The 15,181-nt window shown below is 62.3% G+C and carries 14 protein-coding genes; 7 read left to right on the forward strand and 7 right to left on the reverse strand.

The window, feature by feature from the left end:
* The first annotated feature begins 48 nt into the window (after window positions 1-48).
* The 5 genes from QD280_RS03245 (at window position 49) to QD280_RS03265 (ending at window position 4,599) form a co-directional block, all read left to right on the forward strand.
* Window positions 49-1,215, forward strand: a complete 1,167-nt coding sequence (locus QD280_RS03245; protein WP_279838305.1) for an L-dopachrome tautomerase-related protein — start codon at window positions 49-51, stop codon at window positions 1,213-1,215.
* A 336-nt stretch (window positions 1,216-1,551) separates the two neighbouring features.
* On the forward strand, window positions 1,552-2,565 hold the full coding sequence (locus QD280_RS03250; protein ID WP_153635607.1) for a zinc-binding alcohol dehydrogenase family protein: 1,014 nt from the start codon (window positions 1,552-1,554) through the stop codon (window positions 2,563-2,565).
* Between the two features lie 157 nt (window positions 2,566-2,722).
* Complete coding sequence (locus QD280_RS03255) at window positions 2,723-3,118, forward strand: VOC family protein (protein ID WP_279838306.1); 396 nt, start codon at window positions 2,723-2,725, stop codon at window positions 3,116-3,118.
* Window positions 3,119-3,353: 235 nt separating this feature from the next.
* Window positions 3,354-3,791 (forward strand): RcnB family protein, encoded by a 438-nt coding sequence (locus QD280_RS03260; protein WP_279838307.1) that lies wholly within the window; start codon window positions 3,354-3,356, stop codon window positions 3,789-3,791.
* 379 nt (window positions 3,792-4,170) lie between these two features.
* Complete coding sequence (locus QD280_RS03265) at window positions 4,171-4,599, forward strand: RcnB family protein (RefSeq protein WP_175090282.1); 429 nt, start codon at window positions 4,171-4,173, stop codon at window positions 4,597-4,599.
* Window positions 4,600-4,697: 98 nt separating this feature from the next.
* Here the strand turns inward: QD280_RS03265 and QD280_RS03270 are convergent, their stop codons facing one another.
* The 7 genes from QD280_RS03270 to QD280_RS03300 all read right to left on the reverse strand — a co-directional run bounded on the left by QD280_RS03270 (window position 4,698) and on the right by QD280_RS03300 (window position 12,136).
* Window positions 4,698-6,089 (reverse strand): amidase family protein, encoded by a 1,392-nt coding sequence (locus tag QD280_RS03270; RefSeq protein ID WP_279838308.1) that lies wholly within the window; start codon window positions 6,087-6,089, stop codon window positions 4,698-4,700.
* A complete protein-coding gene (locus QD280_RS03275) occupies window positions 6,086-6,769 on the reverse strand; it encodes a DUF2848 domain-containing protein (RefSeq protein WP_279838309.1) in 684 nt (227 codons plus the stop codon). The genes QD280_RS03270 and QD280_RS03275 overlap by 4 nt, the downstream gene beginning before the upstream one ends.
* Before the next feature lie 114 nt (window positions 6,770-6,883).
* Window positions 6,884-8,164, reverse strand: a complete 1,281-nt coding sequence (locus QD280_RS03280; protein WP_054555981.1) for a TRAP transporter large permease — start codon at window positions 8,162-8,164, stop codon at window positions 6,884-6,886.
* Entirely contained in the window at window positions 8,164-8,769 is a 606-nt protein-coding gene (locus QD280_RS03285) for a TRAP transporter small permease (RefSeq protein ID WP_279838310.1), read from the reverse strand. The genes QD280_RS03280 and QD280_RS03285 overlap by 1 nt, the downstream gene beginning before the upstream one ends.
* A gap of 235 nt (window positions 8,770-9,004) precedes the next feature.
* A complete protein-coding gene (locus tag QD280_RS03290; RefSeq protein WP_043332132.1) occupies window positions 9,005-10,051 on the reverse strand; it encodes a TRAP transporter substrate-binding protein in 1,047 nt (348 codons plus the stop codon).
* Between the two features lie 205 nt (window positions 10,052-10,256).
* Window positions 10,257-11,057, reverse strand: a complete 801-nt coding sequence (locus tag QD280_RS03295; protein ID WP_279838311.1) for a putative hydro-lyase — start codon at window positions 11,055-11,057, stop codon at window positions 10,257-10,259.
* Window positions 11,058-11,233: 176 nt separating this feature from the next.
* Window positions 11,234-12,136, reverse strand: a complete 903-nt coding sequence (locus QD280_RS03300) for a LysR family transcriptional regulator (protein ID WP_064503238.1) — start codon at window positions 12,134-12,136, stop codon at window positions 11,234-11,236.
* 437 nt (window positions 12,137-12,573) lie between these two features.
* Between QD280_RS03300 and QD280_RS03305 the strand changes: the two genes are divergently transcribed.
* Window positions 12,574-13,542 carry a LysR family transcriptional regulator gene (locus QD280_RS03305; protein ID WP_279838312.1) on the forward strand — a complete coding sequence of 323 codons (969 nt, stop codon included), beginning with the start codon at window positions 12,574-12,576 and terminating at the stop codon, window positions 13,540-13,542.
* 470 nt (window positions 13,543-14,012) lie between these two features.
* On the forward strand, window positions 14,013-15,041 hold the full coding sequence (gene dctP / locus QD280_RS03310; RefSeq protein WP_054555987.1) for a TRAP transporter substrate-binding protein DctP: 1,029 nt from the start codon (window positions 14,013-14,015) through the stop codon (window positions 15,039-15,041).
* Window positions 15,042-15,181: the final 140 nt, after the last annotated feature.

Here is a 15,181-nt window from a genome sequence, read left to right on the forward strand (position 1 = left end):
ACCCTGCTGGTGCAGCGCGCAGCGCCAACCGGCGGGCAAGGAGCCCCCATGCCATTTTCTCGCCTCAAGACTGCCATTCTCATCGCCTCGCTGGGCGTTGCCACTGTCGCCAGCGCCGCGCAGGCGGCCGCTGACAGCACGGCCGTGACCCCCCAGAATGTGCAAGCCGCCTCCCTGCGCGACGGCACGCTGACCACCGTCGCCGAATATTCGGACACCCGCCCCGGCAACATCACCTTCACGCCGGATGGCCGCTTGATCATGTCTCAGCAGCCACTCGATGCACCGGCGCTGCGCGTGGTCGAGATCACCCAGGACGGCAAGCGTGTGCCGTTCCCGAACCTGGACTGGGCCGATGGCCCGGAAAAGGGCGAGGTCGGCATCGCCTCGATCATCGGCGTGCACTCCGACAGTCAGGGCGTGGTGTGGATGCTCGACATGGGCAGCCAGGACAGTGCGCCCAAGCTGGTGGGCTGGGATACCCGCAGTGATTCGCTCAAGAAGGTGATTTCGCTTGCCGGTGGCAGCGTGCTGCCGATCTCCTTCCTGCAGGATTTCGTCATCGATGAGCAGCGCGGCAAGATCTATATCGCTGACATGACCTTTACCGCGCCGGCCTCCAGCATGAAACCGGCCTTCGTGGTGGTGGATATCGCCAGCGGCAAGACGCGTCGCGTGCTGCAGAGTGATGAAAGGCTGATGCCGGTGGAACACGACATGGTCATCAATGGCCATCTGATGGCGGCCAAGGGCGACAAGAATGGTGAGCCGAAGCCCTGGTACCTGGGCTTGAATGCCATCGCCTTCGATCCGACGGATGACGTCGTCTATTTCGGTGGCGTGAACGGCAGTGAGATCTATCGTCTGCCGGCGGCTGAGCTGGCCGATGACACTGCCACGCAGGCGGAACTGGCTCGCGCCATCACGCCTTACGCTCCCAAGCGCCCCAATGATGGCTTCATCTTCGATGCCAAGCGCGGCGGCATCATCGCCGGTGACGCGGAGCACAACGCACTGACCTTCTCATCGCCGGAGGGCATGTCGGTGATCGCCCAAGATGACGAGCGTCTGCGCTGGCCGGATGGCTTCGCCTTCGCGCCGGATGGCAGTCTCTACCTCACCACCAACCAGCTGAACGCCCATCCGGCACTCAATCAGGGCGTGGATGGCAGTGACAAGCATTACTACCTGCTCAAGCTGACACCCGCCAACTGACCCTTGCTCCCTTGGGGCTTGGTCCTCGGGCAACTTATTGCCTTGGCGCCATGGCTGCCTCGCTAGTCTGTGATCTGCGCAGGACGTGTCTCACGACCGTCCTGCGTTGTCGTTTTTGTGTCTGGCCGGCGCATCTCGCATCGCAAGCTGATCACCCGTCGGTGTCTCCTTGCACGCAACACGCAAACTCGCCATACATTATCCGCTTTATCCGGATTAACCTTGCGGTCATGGGCTGTTTTTACGCCAAGGACAGAGAGTTAACATGCTGTCATCGCTTCACGGCAAGGCCATTCAGTGCTGCCGTGACTGACATGATCTTTAGGAGAGACTCTGATGAAAGCCATTGGTTACTACGCTGCCGGTTCCGTTGATCGTGACGACGCCCTGGTCGATATCGAACTCGAGACACCGGTCGCTACCGGTCACGACCTGCTGGTCAAGGTTGCCGCGGTTTCTGTGAATCCGGTGGATTACAAGATTCGTGAGAGCCGCGAGCCGGCCGCCGGCGAAGCTGCCGTCATCGGGTGGGACGCCGTGGGTGAAGTCGTCGCCATCGGTGACCAGGTCACAGCCTTCGCCCCGGGCGACAAGGTCTGGTATGCCGGTGATCTCACCCGCGCCGGCACCAACAGCGAATTCCACCTGGTGGATGAGCGCATCGTCGGCCATGCGCCCAAATCCGTGGCGGCCCATGAGGCGGCTGCGCTGCCGCTGACCACGCTGACCGGCTTCGAGATGCTGTTCGATCGTCTGCGTGTCACCGAGCCGGTGCCGGGCGCTGCACGTGCCATCCTGATCATCGGCGGGGCCGGTGGCGTGGGCTCCATCACCATCCAGTTGCTGCGTGAGCTGACCGACCTGACCATCATCGCCACGGCGTCACGTCCCCAGACCCGCGAGTGGGTGAAGTCACTGGGCGCGCATCACGTCATCGACCACAGCCAGCCGCTGCCGGCCCAGATCGAGGCGCTGGGCATCGGGGCACCGGCCTTCGTGTTCTCGACCAACTTCTCCGAGCACTACGCGCCGCAGGTTGCCGAATTGATCGCGCCGCAGGGCCGTTTCGGCATGATCGATGACCCGGAGACCCTCGATGTGGTGCCGTTCAAGCCCAAGGCCGTTTCCATCCATTGGGAGCTGATGTTCACTCGCTCACTGTTCACCACCGCCGATATCACGCGTCAGGGCGAGATTCTCACCAAGGTGGCGGGTCTGCTGGACACTGGCAGAATCACCTCCACCGCGACGGAAACCTTCGGCACCATCAATGCCGAGAACCTCAAGCGCGCGCATGCCTTGCTGGAAAGCGGCAAGGCCAAGGGCAAGATCGTCCTCGAAGGCTTCTGATCGAAGCCACTGTCGAGACGGTGATGTGAAAGGAGTGCGGCCGGGCAACCGGTCGCACTCCTTTTCGTGAAAGACACTCTCATTGCCACCCATCACTCACAAGCCACCTTGACTGCTGGCGAGTGCCGGGTGGCTGATACAATGATGGAACCCTGTCATGGGCATACAGCGCCTTGATCATGTGAACCTGCGAACCGGACAGCTGAGTGCCATGCTCCAGTGGTATGGCGATGTACTGGGGCTGCACAGCGGGCCGCGCCCCGATTTCCCCTTCGCCGGTGCCTGGCTCTACGCCGGGGAGGTGGCGGTCATCCATCTCATCGACATCGGTTGCCTGCCAGCGATCAACAGTGATGCCAGTCTCCGGCTTGAGCATTTCTCGCTTGCCGCCACGGATATCGAGGCATTCGAGGCGCGCCTGGCGGCGTCCCGTACGCACTATCAGCGGATCGCGCTCGCGGGTGGCGGGCTCGTGCAACTGCACATGCGAGATCCGGACGGCAATCATCTGCATCTCGATTTTGCCACCGCACCCTGCCGCGCCGTGGCGTGATCTGGCTCTTGGAGGTCATATCTGGCTCTAGGAGGTCATATCTGGCGCCAAGTGGCTGCCAGACTTGAGGAAAGCGTGTAGATCGTGCGTTATCCAACCGCAAATTGCGCCGCTGACGCGATAAGCTGATGGTAGGGAATGGCGATCTGGAACGCAGGGTGTCCAGCCGTCAGCAAGATGGCCTGAGCTGGACTCAGCACATCGCACGCATACGCAATCAGCCGAGGAGGCCAACATGGCGAAGCGGTCATTTGCGGTACTGACCCTGATGTTGTCGTTGCTGGGTGCTGGCCTCGTGCAGGCTGACTCGGCGGGTGATGGCAATGATGACAAGGGCGAGGAGCGTCTGCGCCAGAAGCATCATGATCTGGAAGGTCAGGTAAAGGCGCAGCGCGTTCAGGCGCAACAGATGCGGGAATTGAAGAAGATTCAGCACCAGGAAAAGCTGGCTGAGAAGAAAGCGGTGGCAGAGGCTTCGCCGGCTCATGTCTGGAAGCGGGGCGGCAAGGTACCGGACACTGTCGCCCGGGATGACGGCCTTCGGGTCGAGAACTGGCAGCAGCACAAGCTCTCGGAACCGGGCGCCAACCAGCGCTGGCTGCAGCTCAAGAATGCCTTCGTGCTGATGAATACCGAAAGCCATGTCATCGATGAGATCGTGCTCGAGCAGTGATGCCCCGGGCAGCGATGACATTACCTATCTCTGATGCAAGCTGTCCTCATCTGGCGACGCTCTGATGGGGCGCCCACCCCCTTGCGACCATGGAATGCGCAGGCACCAATGCTTGCCACGCACCATGGCGTGCCATATCAGCCATTACGAATATCTGCTTCTCGATGTCGTCATTGCGCAACAAGGATACGTCAACTGGCGACAAGTCGTTGCGAATTGTGCGCAAAAGTGGAGGTTGGCGCGCTGGCTTGCCGTGGCGAACACGAGACGATAGTGTTCTCTCATACCGTTTGTTAACACTGTTTCTTAACTCTGTTTCATGACCCCTGATTCACAGCCTCGGCATTCCTTGATGCCGAGTACGACGAGGAGGCCAGACATGCGCAATCGCACCCTGACCGTAATGATGATGATCTTCACCCTGATGACCGCGTCGCTGGCGCAGGCATCGCCCAACGACCGCGATAATCGTGGCGGTCAACACAACAGCCAAGGCAACCAGCACAACAGCCACGGCAATGGCCATCAGAAGAAAAAGCAGCAGACGCGTCACGACCAGTCTCAGCGTCATAATCAGCAAAAGCATCAGGCGCAGGCCAGGCATCAAGGTCAGAAGTCACACAACTGGCGTCGCGGCGACCATGTGCCGCGCAGCTACTACTCCAACAAGCGTTACTGGGTGAGCGACTGGCGTGCTCACAAGCTGTCTGCGCCGCCGCAGGGGCATCGCTGGTTGAACATCGATGGTCGCTATGTGCTGGCGGCCGTGGCGGGCGGTGCCATTACCGCGATCATTCTCAATCATTGAGGACAGTCAGACTGTCCGCGTCATGAAAAAGGGGCCTCCATCTGGAGGCCCCTTTTGCGTTTTTGCGGTCAGCCGTTGTTGCTATTCGCAGCACAGCACTATTGCGCGAGCAGTGTCTCCAGCGCCTGGGCGACGCGCAGCAGCGCCACATCCTGGCCCTGAGGGCGTGACAGCATCAGGCCCAGCGGCTCTTCGTTCACCGCTGCTGGCGCCGGAATCGAGATCGAGCTGGCATCCAGGTAGTTGAAGACGCTGGTGTTGCGCAGCGCGCGCTTGTTGAGCTGGGCGAAGAGCGCGCCATCCTGCTCCAGCAGGTCACGACGCGGGGCACGCATGGCAACGGTCGGCATCAGCACCGCATCGACATCCTGCACCTGCTGGGCGAAGCGTTGCTGGATGGCGGTACGCGGCCACAGGCGCGCCAGATATTCGCTGGAGGTGATGTCGCGCCCGCCGTTCAGGCGTTCGGCGATCAGCGGATCATACTGGGCTTCGTGGGTGGCCAGCAGTTCGTGATGCACGGCGGCCGCTTCCGGAATGACCAGGCCGCCGCGCTGATTGATGGCGTAAGCGGCCTCGATGGCCTCGACCGGCGCACGCTGGAGGCGAACCCCCAGACTCTCGAGCCGTTCCAGCAGGGCGGCGAAGTCGGCGGCCACATCGGCGTCCACTTCACTGACCAGCTCGCTCTCCGGCACCAGCAGCGTCAGCGGTCGAGTGAGCGGCGTCGGGTCAGCGACCTCACCGCTCAGGACTTCCCACAGGCGGCGACAGCAGGCGACGCTGGGCGCGATGGGGCCGATGCAGTCCAGGCTCGGTGACAGCGGGAAGGCGCCATCTCCCGGCACGCTGGCCTGTGACGGCTTGAAGCCCGTCAGGCCACAGAAGGCCGCCGGAATCCGCAGCGAGCCGCCGGTATCGCTGCCCAGGGTCGCGGCGGCCAGCCCGAAGGCGACGGAGGCGGCACCGCCGGAGGTCGAGCCGCCGGTAATGCGCTCGCCGTCGAAGGGGTTGGGCGGCGTGCCGACATGCGGGTTCAGGCCCAGGCCAGAGAACGCGAACTCGCTCATGCTGGTGCGGCCGGCATGCAGGATACCGGCGGCTTTCAGGCGGCTCAGCGCCACAGCGTCCTGATCGGCTGGGTGACTCTCTGCCAGTGCACGCGAGCCTGCCAGCGTCGTCATGCCGGTCTCGTCGAAGAGGTCCTTGATCGAGACCGGAACACCCCCCAGCGGCAACGATGTCGCAGCCGCCTTGAGTTGCTGCTGAGCGGTGGCCTGCACGCTCATGCCAGCATCATCGCGGCTGATGATGCTGTGGCTGGCGCTCTCACCCAGGGCCTGATGGCGCTCGGCAAGTACCGTGGCGGTCTGCTCGGGGCCGAAACTGCCTGTCTGATAGGCCTCCAGCAACTGCGTCAACGTGCGCTGGCGGGGCGGGCGCGCCCAGAATTCACGCGCCTGTTCAAGGCGCTTGTTCTCATCACTCATGCCACCACCTCAAGTTCTTCCACCTCGTAACGGTGCTCGATGCGACGACCGGTCTGCGGGTCGATCAGGCGCATGGTAAAGCTCGGGCTAGGGCGGATGCCACCGATTGCCGGCACGGTGCCGCACAGCAGCACGCTGTTGGGGGCCAGGCTGCCGTCCTTGGCGATGCCGGCCGGCAGGCGCTCCATCAGGGTGGCGACCGGCAGCAGCTCGGCGAGGGTGCCCTGCTGATAGCGCACGGTCGTGCCGGCGTCTTCGATCTCGCTTTCGATCTCGAGGCTGTCCCAGTGGTCGATGACCTCACTGAGCTTCCAGGCATGGCGGGCAATCGGCTTGGCGCACAGCTGCTTGGATTCGGCGACGCCGACGGCTTCGAGCTTGCGGTCGGTGTGATCCGAGGCGATCGTCACCCACAGGGTGCCCTCGGCGTCGCTGACCAGACAGGTCTCGACCTCACCGGAGCCTTCGCCGCCGAGCATCGCGACCTGAGAGGCCTGGGTCAGGGTCTCGCGGGTCACGCGGTAGAACAGCGGGGTCTGGGAGGGCGGCGCCACGCCCAGCAGCTTGAGCTCGTCGATATGGTGCTGCACGCCCGCCTGGTCGCGTCCGGCCCAGCCGGCAATCGCGACGCGCTGGACATCAAGGGTGAATTCGCCGTTGTCATGGGTAAAGGTCAGCATGGGAATCGCTCCGTTATCGGGGGTTGTCGTTGTTCTGTGCAAGAAGTCTTGAATGAACGGTGTTGCGCCAATGACACCTGCCGGCTTGCCAGCAGGTGCCACGCAAAAGCGGCTTTACAGTGCCGAAGGCAGCCACAGCGCGATCTGCGGGAAGGCCACCAGCAGCGCGGCCATCACCAGCATCGCGCCCAGATACGGCAGGGTGCCGATGATGACGTCGGCGAAGGCTTCGCCACGCCGCGAGGCCTGCACGATGTAGAGGTTCAGGCCGACTGGCGGGGTGATCAGTGCCAGCTCGACGAACAGGATCATCACGATGCCGAACCACACCTTGTCGTAACCGGCTGCCGCGATCAGCGGGGTGACGATGGGAATGGTGATGACCATCAGCGACAGGGTCTCGATGAAGAAACCGAGCACGATGAACAGCGCGATCACCGCCATCAGCAGCGCGAAGGGCCCCAGGTCGTAGGCTTCGAGCAGGCCGGTGACCTGCTGGACCATGCCGGAGGAGGCCAGTGCGAAGTTGAGGAAGGAGGCCGCCATGATGATGAACAGGATCATCGAGGTGGTCTTGACGGTGCCGTCCAGCGCGCGGCTGATCATCGACAGATTCAGCGAGCGGTTGATGGCGGCGAGGCCCAGCGAGGCCAGCACGCCGATGGCGGCGGCTTCGGTCGGCGTCGCCCAGCCCAGATAGATGGAGCCGACGATGACGATGAACAGCACCAGCAATGGCAGCAGGAACGACAGGCTCTTGATGCGGGTGCTCCAGCTGGCGCTCTGGCGCGGGCCGCCCAGTGACGGCTTCCAGACACACAGCAGCAGCGAGGCCAGCATGAACAGCGCCGCCAGGCCGAGGCCCGGCACCAGGCCGGCCATGAACAGCTTCGGGATGGAGGTTTCGGTCAGGAAGCCATAGACGATCAGGTTGATCGACGGCGGAATCAGGATGCCCAGAGTGCCGCCCGCGGCGATGCTGCCGCAGAACAGCTTGGCGTCATAGCCGAGCTTCTTGCCCTGGGGCAATGCCACGGTCGAGACCGTCGCCGCTGTCGCCACTGAGGAGCCGGAGGTCGCCGAGAACAGTGCCGAGGTGGTGATATTGGCGTGCAGCAGGCCGCCCGGCAGCCACGACAGCCAGTGGTCCATGGCGCGGTAGGCCTTCTCGGCGATGCCGGCGCGCACGATGATCTCGCCCATCAGCACGAACAGCGGAATCGCGATCAGCAGGAAGGAGTCCGCGGCAGACCACAGGTTCTGGCCCAGCGCCTTGGTCAGCGGGAAGAAGGAGTAGAACTGGTCGATCCCGAAGGCGAGCAGGAAGAGGGTGACCGCAACGGGAATGCCGGCCAGCAGCAGGGTGAGGATACCCACCGAAAGAAAGCCCAACATCAGCGAGTCTCCTTGGTCGTGGAGGCAGCCTGGGCCAGAGCCCCTTCGCTTTCTCCGTGATCGGGGCCGGCCAGTGTCTCGAGCGTGGTGGTATCACGCAGACAGGCGGCAACGAGAATGCGCAGTCCCAGCACGCTGGTGGTGATCGCGAACCAGGCATAACCGGACAGCCACAGCAGCTGTGGAATCCACAGCGGTGTCGCCAGCGGGGTATTGGCGGTGGAACCATTGCTCAACGATTTGCCGAGTACCGGCCAGGCATTGATCAGAATCACCCAGGCCACCAGGTTCAGCGCCAGCATCGCGAGGATATCCAGGGTGTGGCGCGAGAAGGCCGGCAGCTTGCCGTGCACGACATCGATACGGATATGGGCGCGCTCCATCAGGGTGTGGGAAAGGCCCCACGCCGAGAGCATCGCCAGCACATACCCGGCATATTCGTGCACGCCGGGCAGCGGATGATTGAACAGTTGGCGCATCAGGATTTCGGCGCCGATGAAGACCACGACAGCCAGCAGCAACAGGCCCATCAGGCGTGCGGCGTGGCGTGATATCGCGCGTGTCAGTGACACGAGGACATCGAGTGCGTGAAGGAAGGAGTTCATGAGTCGGGTCCTGCTGGGGCGCTGAACGAAGGCCGCTTTCTCGGAGCACGCTTTTTCAATCCACGCTGTCTGAAAGCGTGATTATTGAAAGTCTGCTTTTGAAAGCTTGCGCTTGAATACACAGGCGCGAGTCGTTCAGCGCTACGTCTCTGGGGAACATGTCTGCCACGTCGGGACAGGGCGGGGCTATCGGCACCTGCTCGCGAACAGGCTTCGGTGAGCAGGTGCCGCTGGATCACTCCGCGCTAGCGGTCAGGCCGACGACCTTGCCGACGCTCTCGTTCCAGGTCTTGCGGGTCTCGGCATCGACACGCGCCGCCCAGGCAGGCAGGACGGTGTCTTCGAGCGCCGCACGTGCGCGCTTGGCATCGTCATCGCTGAAGTCGACCAGCGTCATGTCGGCGCTCTTGCCCAGCGGGCAATCGCCTTCACCGGTCAGGCAGGCCACGCCACGCGCGGTCTCGCCACGCGCGTTTTCCCACACCGGCGCGGTGAACTCGCTATCCACCTGCTGCTGGATCAGGGTCTGGGTCTCGGCGCCCAGGCCCTGCCACTTGTCCTGATTGATGGCGGTGATCACGTAATCCCAGCCACCCAGCGGCAGCGGCATCAGGTGGCTGGACACTTCATGCCAGCCGGCGCTGTAGCCGGAGAGCGAGCCGGTGACGGCGCAGTCGATGACGCCACGCTCCAGGGAACCGGGCACCTCGTTGAAGGCGATGTTGAGGCTCTGTGCGCCCAGCGCCTCGATGAACTCACCGGTGGAGCGGCCGCTGGCACGCACCTTCTTGTCCTGCAGGTCATCGAGCCCTTCGATCGGGGTGTTGCAGAACAGCACCTGAGCCGGATACGGCACGATCGCCAGCACGTGGCTGTTGAAGCGCTTGTTCATTGTGGACTCCGCCAGGGGGCGGAAGGCCTCGGCGACCTGCTGCGCTTCCTCGGCAGTGGGGGCCATCATCGGCAGATCCAGCCCTTCGAGTTCCGGCGCATCGGACACGGTGTAGTCGGCCACGGTCATGCCGACATCGAAGACCCCATCGCCCAGATAGCGATAGACGTCGGATCCGGGGATACCCATCTGATCGAAGGTGGTGACCTGGGTGCTGAGTTCACCGCTGCTGGCGGCCGGGAGGGTCTCGCTCCAGAACGGCTTCTCGAACTGACGGTTGAGCTCCAGGCTGCTCCAGCTGCCTACCACGTTGAGGGTATCGGCAGCATTGGCGCTACCGGCGGCGGCGAGTGCGAGACCAAGGGCGGAGAGGGCAAAACGTGTCTTCATGGGAATCACCATTGTTGTTGTGCATCTGGTGTTATCGGAAAAGCTTGTTGGCTACATCTTTGCGGGGTGTGTCTTTCCCGCTGCTGTTCTGTGCGTTGCTGTGCTGTGTTTCGATTCGCGGTGCGTCCCTGCACTGCGCCGAGCGTGATGAGTGCGGATTTCTCTCATGCCCGGCAGTACGCTCGGCAGCACGCTTGGCAGCAGGTCATCCGTACTTGAGACGATGATTGGGAATGTCGGTAATCAGCATGTGTCCCGGGCTATGCGCGATTGCCAATGGCAGTCGGGCATTCTCCAGCGCCAGTTGTGGCGTGACGCCACAGGCCCAGAACACCGGCATGTCACCTGTCTCAAGCGTAGGCGCATCGCCGAAGTCGGGGCTTTCGATATCGGAAATACCGATCAAGGCGGGGTCGCCCAGATGGACGGGCGCACCGTGCACACGAGGCATGTCGGTGGTGATCTGGATCGCGCGAATGGCGTGCGCCGCCGACATCGGGCGCAGGGATACCACCAGGTTGCCGTGGAAACGACCGGCACTGATCAGCGGGATATTGGTGCGATACATCGGCACGTTGCGCTTCAGGCGCGCATGGCGAACCTCGACACCCTCGTTGAGCAGCGCCTCTTCGAACGAGAACGAGCAGCCGATGGAAAACGCCACGAAATCGTCCTGCCACAGGGCGGCGATATCCTCGCGCGTTTCCTCACGCTTGCCGTGACGATAGATGTGATAGGCCGGCAGGTCGTGGCGCAGGTCGATGTTCTCACCGAGCCCTGTCGGGGCGGGAGAACCGACGGCCGTGACATCCAGCAACGGGCAGGCCTTGGGGTTGGCCTGGCAGAATTGCAGGAATTCGCCGGCAGCCTCGGCTGGCAGGATGATCAGGTTGGTCTGGGCGTAGCCGGCAGCGATACCGCTGGTGTGGCTGACCCAATGACCGCTGCGGATCTGCTCGCGCGCCTCGCGGGGGGACGACGCGGCACTGAGAAGTGTCTGGGGCATCGTAGGGGCTTCTTGTGAAGTTGTTGTTGTCTGTCTTCACCATAAGAAGCGCACTCGGATAAATCCAATCGATTTTTATCGAGTCAAGTCATCGGAAATTCCTTTCATGTGGAGCGAGTCAGTAGAGGCATCCTGCTCGAAAGGGACGCTATGCAGGGTATGGAAGCCCTGTAAGATCAGGCGATTCGTGAATGCGCCTCCTGATCCTGGCGGGCGATCTCGATGGCGAGTTCACACACGCCTTCGGCGAGGGCGCTTTCCATATGGGTCGGCCAGGAGGCGGTGAAGGTCAGTTCGGGGAGATCGCAGGGCAGGCTGAGCAGGGTGCCCTGGCGGATTTCCTCGGCGACGATGCGTGGCGGGATGGCGCCGACGCCCAGGCCATCCAGCGTCATGCGCACGATGGTCCACAAGGAGCTTGAGCAATGAAGCTTCACGTCATCCAGCCCCATCTGATGCAGCATGGAGCCGAGCTCATGGTGGGGCCGGCTGTTGCGGGCAAACGAGATCAGCGGCAGAGAATTCAGGCGCCGCAACGAGAAGTTGTCTTCGGTGAAGCCCAGCGCGGGGCTGATCACGAAGCCCATCGTGTAGTTGCAGAGAAAACGATTGAGCACGCTCTCAGCCGTCACCGGCCCCATCAGAAAGGCGAGGTCGATATCGCCGGCGGTGAGCATGGCGGCAAGTCCCGGGGAGCTGTCGACCTCGAGTTCCAGCGTGAGGTCCGGGTAGCGGCGCGCCAGTTCGGCCAGAAAGCCGGGCAGCCAGCTATGCGCGACGGTCTCGACGACGCCCAGTCGCAGCACTCCCTGGAAGGGCGTATTCAACTCCATCATGGATAGCGCTTTCTGGCGCGCTTCCAGAAGCGCCTCGGCGTGGCGATAGAATTCGCGCCCCTTGAGCGTCGGCTGTACCGGTCGGCGAGTGCGCTCCAGCAGGCGGGTCTCCAGCGTGGTTTCCAGCTTGTTGATGCGTTCGGAAATCGAGGGCTGGGTCAGATGCAGGTGCTGGGCGGCTAGCCGGAACGACCCCAGGCGCGTGATCCACACGAAGGCTTCCACTTCCTTGAAATCGAACATGGCCAGATCCTGTCGTGATTGATGCCGCAAGCTTGGGCTAACATTACCACTCGTTGAAAAATTGCGTTCTCGATGGCGTGTATTCCGGTACGATGTGGGGTATCGAGACATGTGTATTTTCATGAAAAGGAATGATGATGAAGTCTAGCGTGCGAGTTGTCAGTCTGGTGATGCTGAGTACCCTTTTCATGGCAGGGTGCAGTTATACACCGGCGCGGATCGATGCCGAGCCTATCATCGAGATCGGTGATGGACACCATGACCACAAGCGTGGAGGCGGCGGTTTCTGCCCGCCGGGGCAGGCCAAGAAAGGTAACTGCTGATCACGTCGAACCAGAAGGAGCCGCTCATGCGGCTCCTTTTTCGTTGTCGACCGCTTCGCGATATGGGCCTCTGGAGCCGCTCGATCTGCAAGGGTATCCTGCGTGATCAGAGTCTTGCCTCTTCCTCCACTGCTGCTGGCGGGTACTGTCTCCATGCTGAATCCCAAGGCGCTGACGGCGCTGAATGAAATCATCCGCCGGGGCTCACTGAGGCGCGCGGCGCGGCACCTGAATCTTGACCCTTCAGCGGTGAGCCGCCAGATCAAGCAGCTGGAAGAAGAGGTGGGTGTCGCGCTGTGCGAGCGCAGCGAGACGGGCATGCGCGCCACCCAGGCCGGGGTGTTGCTGCTGGATCACTTTCATCGCCAGCAGGCGGCGGAGGCGGCAGCGCTCTCGCAGCTGAGCGCCTTGCAGGGCCTGCGCAGTGGTGAGGTGAGAATCGCGGTGGGCGAAGGCTTCATTGCCGATCTGATCTCGCTGCCGTTGCAGAGCTTCATGGCACGTCATCCCGGCATCGAGGTCGTGGTGCGCATGGCGGGGGTGAATGAGGCGACTGAGCTGTTGCGCGACTTCGAGGTGGATATCGCGCTGCTCTACGCCCCGCCTGTCGATCCGATTCTTTGCTGTCATGTAGAGACCTGTCAGCCGCTGGATCTGATCGTGCCGGCGGAGCATCCGCTACTCGAGATTGCAGAGCCGTTGACGCTTTTGCAGGTGGCACAATGGCCGCTGGCGTTGATCGATGAATGCACCGGTATGCGTCAGATGGTCAATCAGGCGGCGCAGCAGGAGCGCGTCTCGCTGCGCGCGCAGTTGCGCACCAATTCCGTGTCGGTGCTCAAGAATTTCGTGCGTTCGGGGATCGGAGTGACCTTCATGCCGGAGTTGAGCGTGGTGGAGGAGCTGCGGCGTGGCGATATCTGCCTGTTGCCGATGCAGCACCCCGCGCTGGCGACGACCCGTGCGCAGATGTGTACGCGGCGTGGGCGCGAGATGACCGTCGCCGTCGAGGCCTGCGTCACCCATCTTCAGCAGGGCCTGCGATTCTTTACCGCGGATGCACCACGCCTGCTGAGCAAGTGACGTTCGACAAGTGACGTTCGTCACGTGATGTGCGCCACGTGATGTGCGCCACGTGACATTCAAGCAGCGTCGCTCGACGCACAGGCCAGGGTATCGGTGCTGACGGGCGCTTGTTCAGCTCTATCTCCTCACATGATTGTCCCATTGCACAGGCCATTCTCTCGCTTAGTGCAGCATGTCACAGAACGTCCCGACTGCCCCGTACAGCCCATGCTGGCGGGGCAGTCGTCGTCAGGAAGGGCACTCTTCAGGCGCTTTTTCAGGTCAGGCGCTTTTTCAGGTCAGGCGCTTTTTCAGGTGTGGACGAAAAAACAACACTCAGGCGATTGATTAGTCTACAGCGGCAACGCTACTTTCGAGGTGTGAAGGCGAAAGTCCCTCACCTTGACTGGCCGCAGGGCCACACTGACAAAGGCGGCGTCACTCCCGCCGCATACAACGAATATTTACAACAACAAAAGGGAATCCACATGTCCTTGTCCAAGACATCTCTGCTGCGCAAGACGCTCACCGGTTCCACTCTGGCGCTCAGCCTGCTGGCGGCCAGCGTGCAGGCCCAGACCATCAACCTCAGCTACAACGGTGCGCCGGATGCCGACAAGAATGCGGTGCATGTCTTCGCCAGCAATCTGAAGACCCTGGTGGAAGAGAAGACCGACGGCGAGCTGGAACTCAAGCTCTATCCCAACAGCATGCTGGGCGAGGAGCAGGAGCGCATGGAGCAGGTGATCAGCGCCCCGAACCTGAATATCGCCTCCTTCGCGGGCATGGCCCCCATCGTGCCGGAAGTCTATGTCAGCGCGACGCCGTTCATGTTCGACGGCTTTGATGAGGCGCGCCGTTTCTTCGATGAGGGTCAGTATTGGCAGCAGGTGCAGCAGCTGTTCAGCGAGCGCACCAATGGCGCCGAGATTCTGGCCGTCGTGGAGGAAGGGGGCTTTCTGGCCTTCACCAACGACAAGCGCCCGATCACCAGCCCTGATGATTTCGAAGGCCTGCGCTTTCGCGCGATGGACCCAAGCCAGGTAGCGCTCTACGAGGCCTTCGGTGCCTCGGGCACGCCGATTCCGTGGACGGAGGTCTACATGGCGCTGCGCACGGGGGTGGCGGATGGTCAGATGAACCCGCCGATGTACATCCTGCTGGGTAGTCTGCAGGAAGTGCAGAAGTACCTGACACTGGCCAACATCCAGTATTCCGATCAGTTCCTGGTCGCCAATGGTCAGCTGCTCGAGAGCCTGTCGGACGAGGAGCGCACGGCACTTCTCGAGGCGGTTCAGGAAGCCAATGCCCAAGCCCGTCAGGACAACCAGAGCCAGGTCGAGTCACGTATCGCCTCGCTGGAAGAGCAGGGCATGCAAGTGATCCGTCCCAGTGAGGCTGATCTCGAGGCATTTCGCAGCAAGGGCCAGCCGGCCTACCTCGAGTGGCTCAAGAGCCAGGACATCGCGCCAGAGCTGATCGATACCGCCATGAAGGATGCTGGCCTGTCTTCGTGATGGTCTGTTGCGATGACCTGTCGCGATGGTATTTCGAGATGGCCTGTTGCGATGCCCTTTCGAGATGACCAGTCGTGATGACCTGACACGCTGACTCGGTGAAAGGCGAGTGACGCTCAAGCATCAGCGAGCATCCCGCT

The organism is Cobetia sp. 1AS1, from assembly GCF_029846435.1.
In the GTDB taxonomy this organism is placed as follows: domain Bacteria; phylum Pseudomonadota; class Gammaproteobacteria; order Pseudomonadales; family Halomonadaceae; genus Cobetia; species Cobetia amphilecti.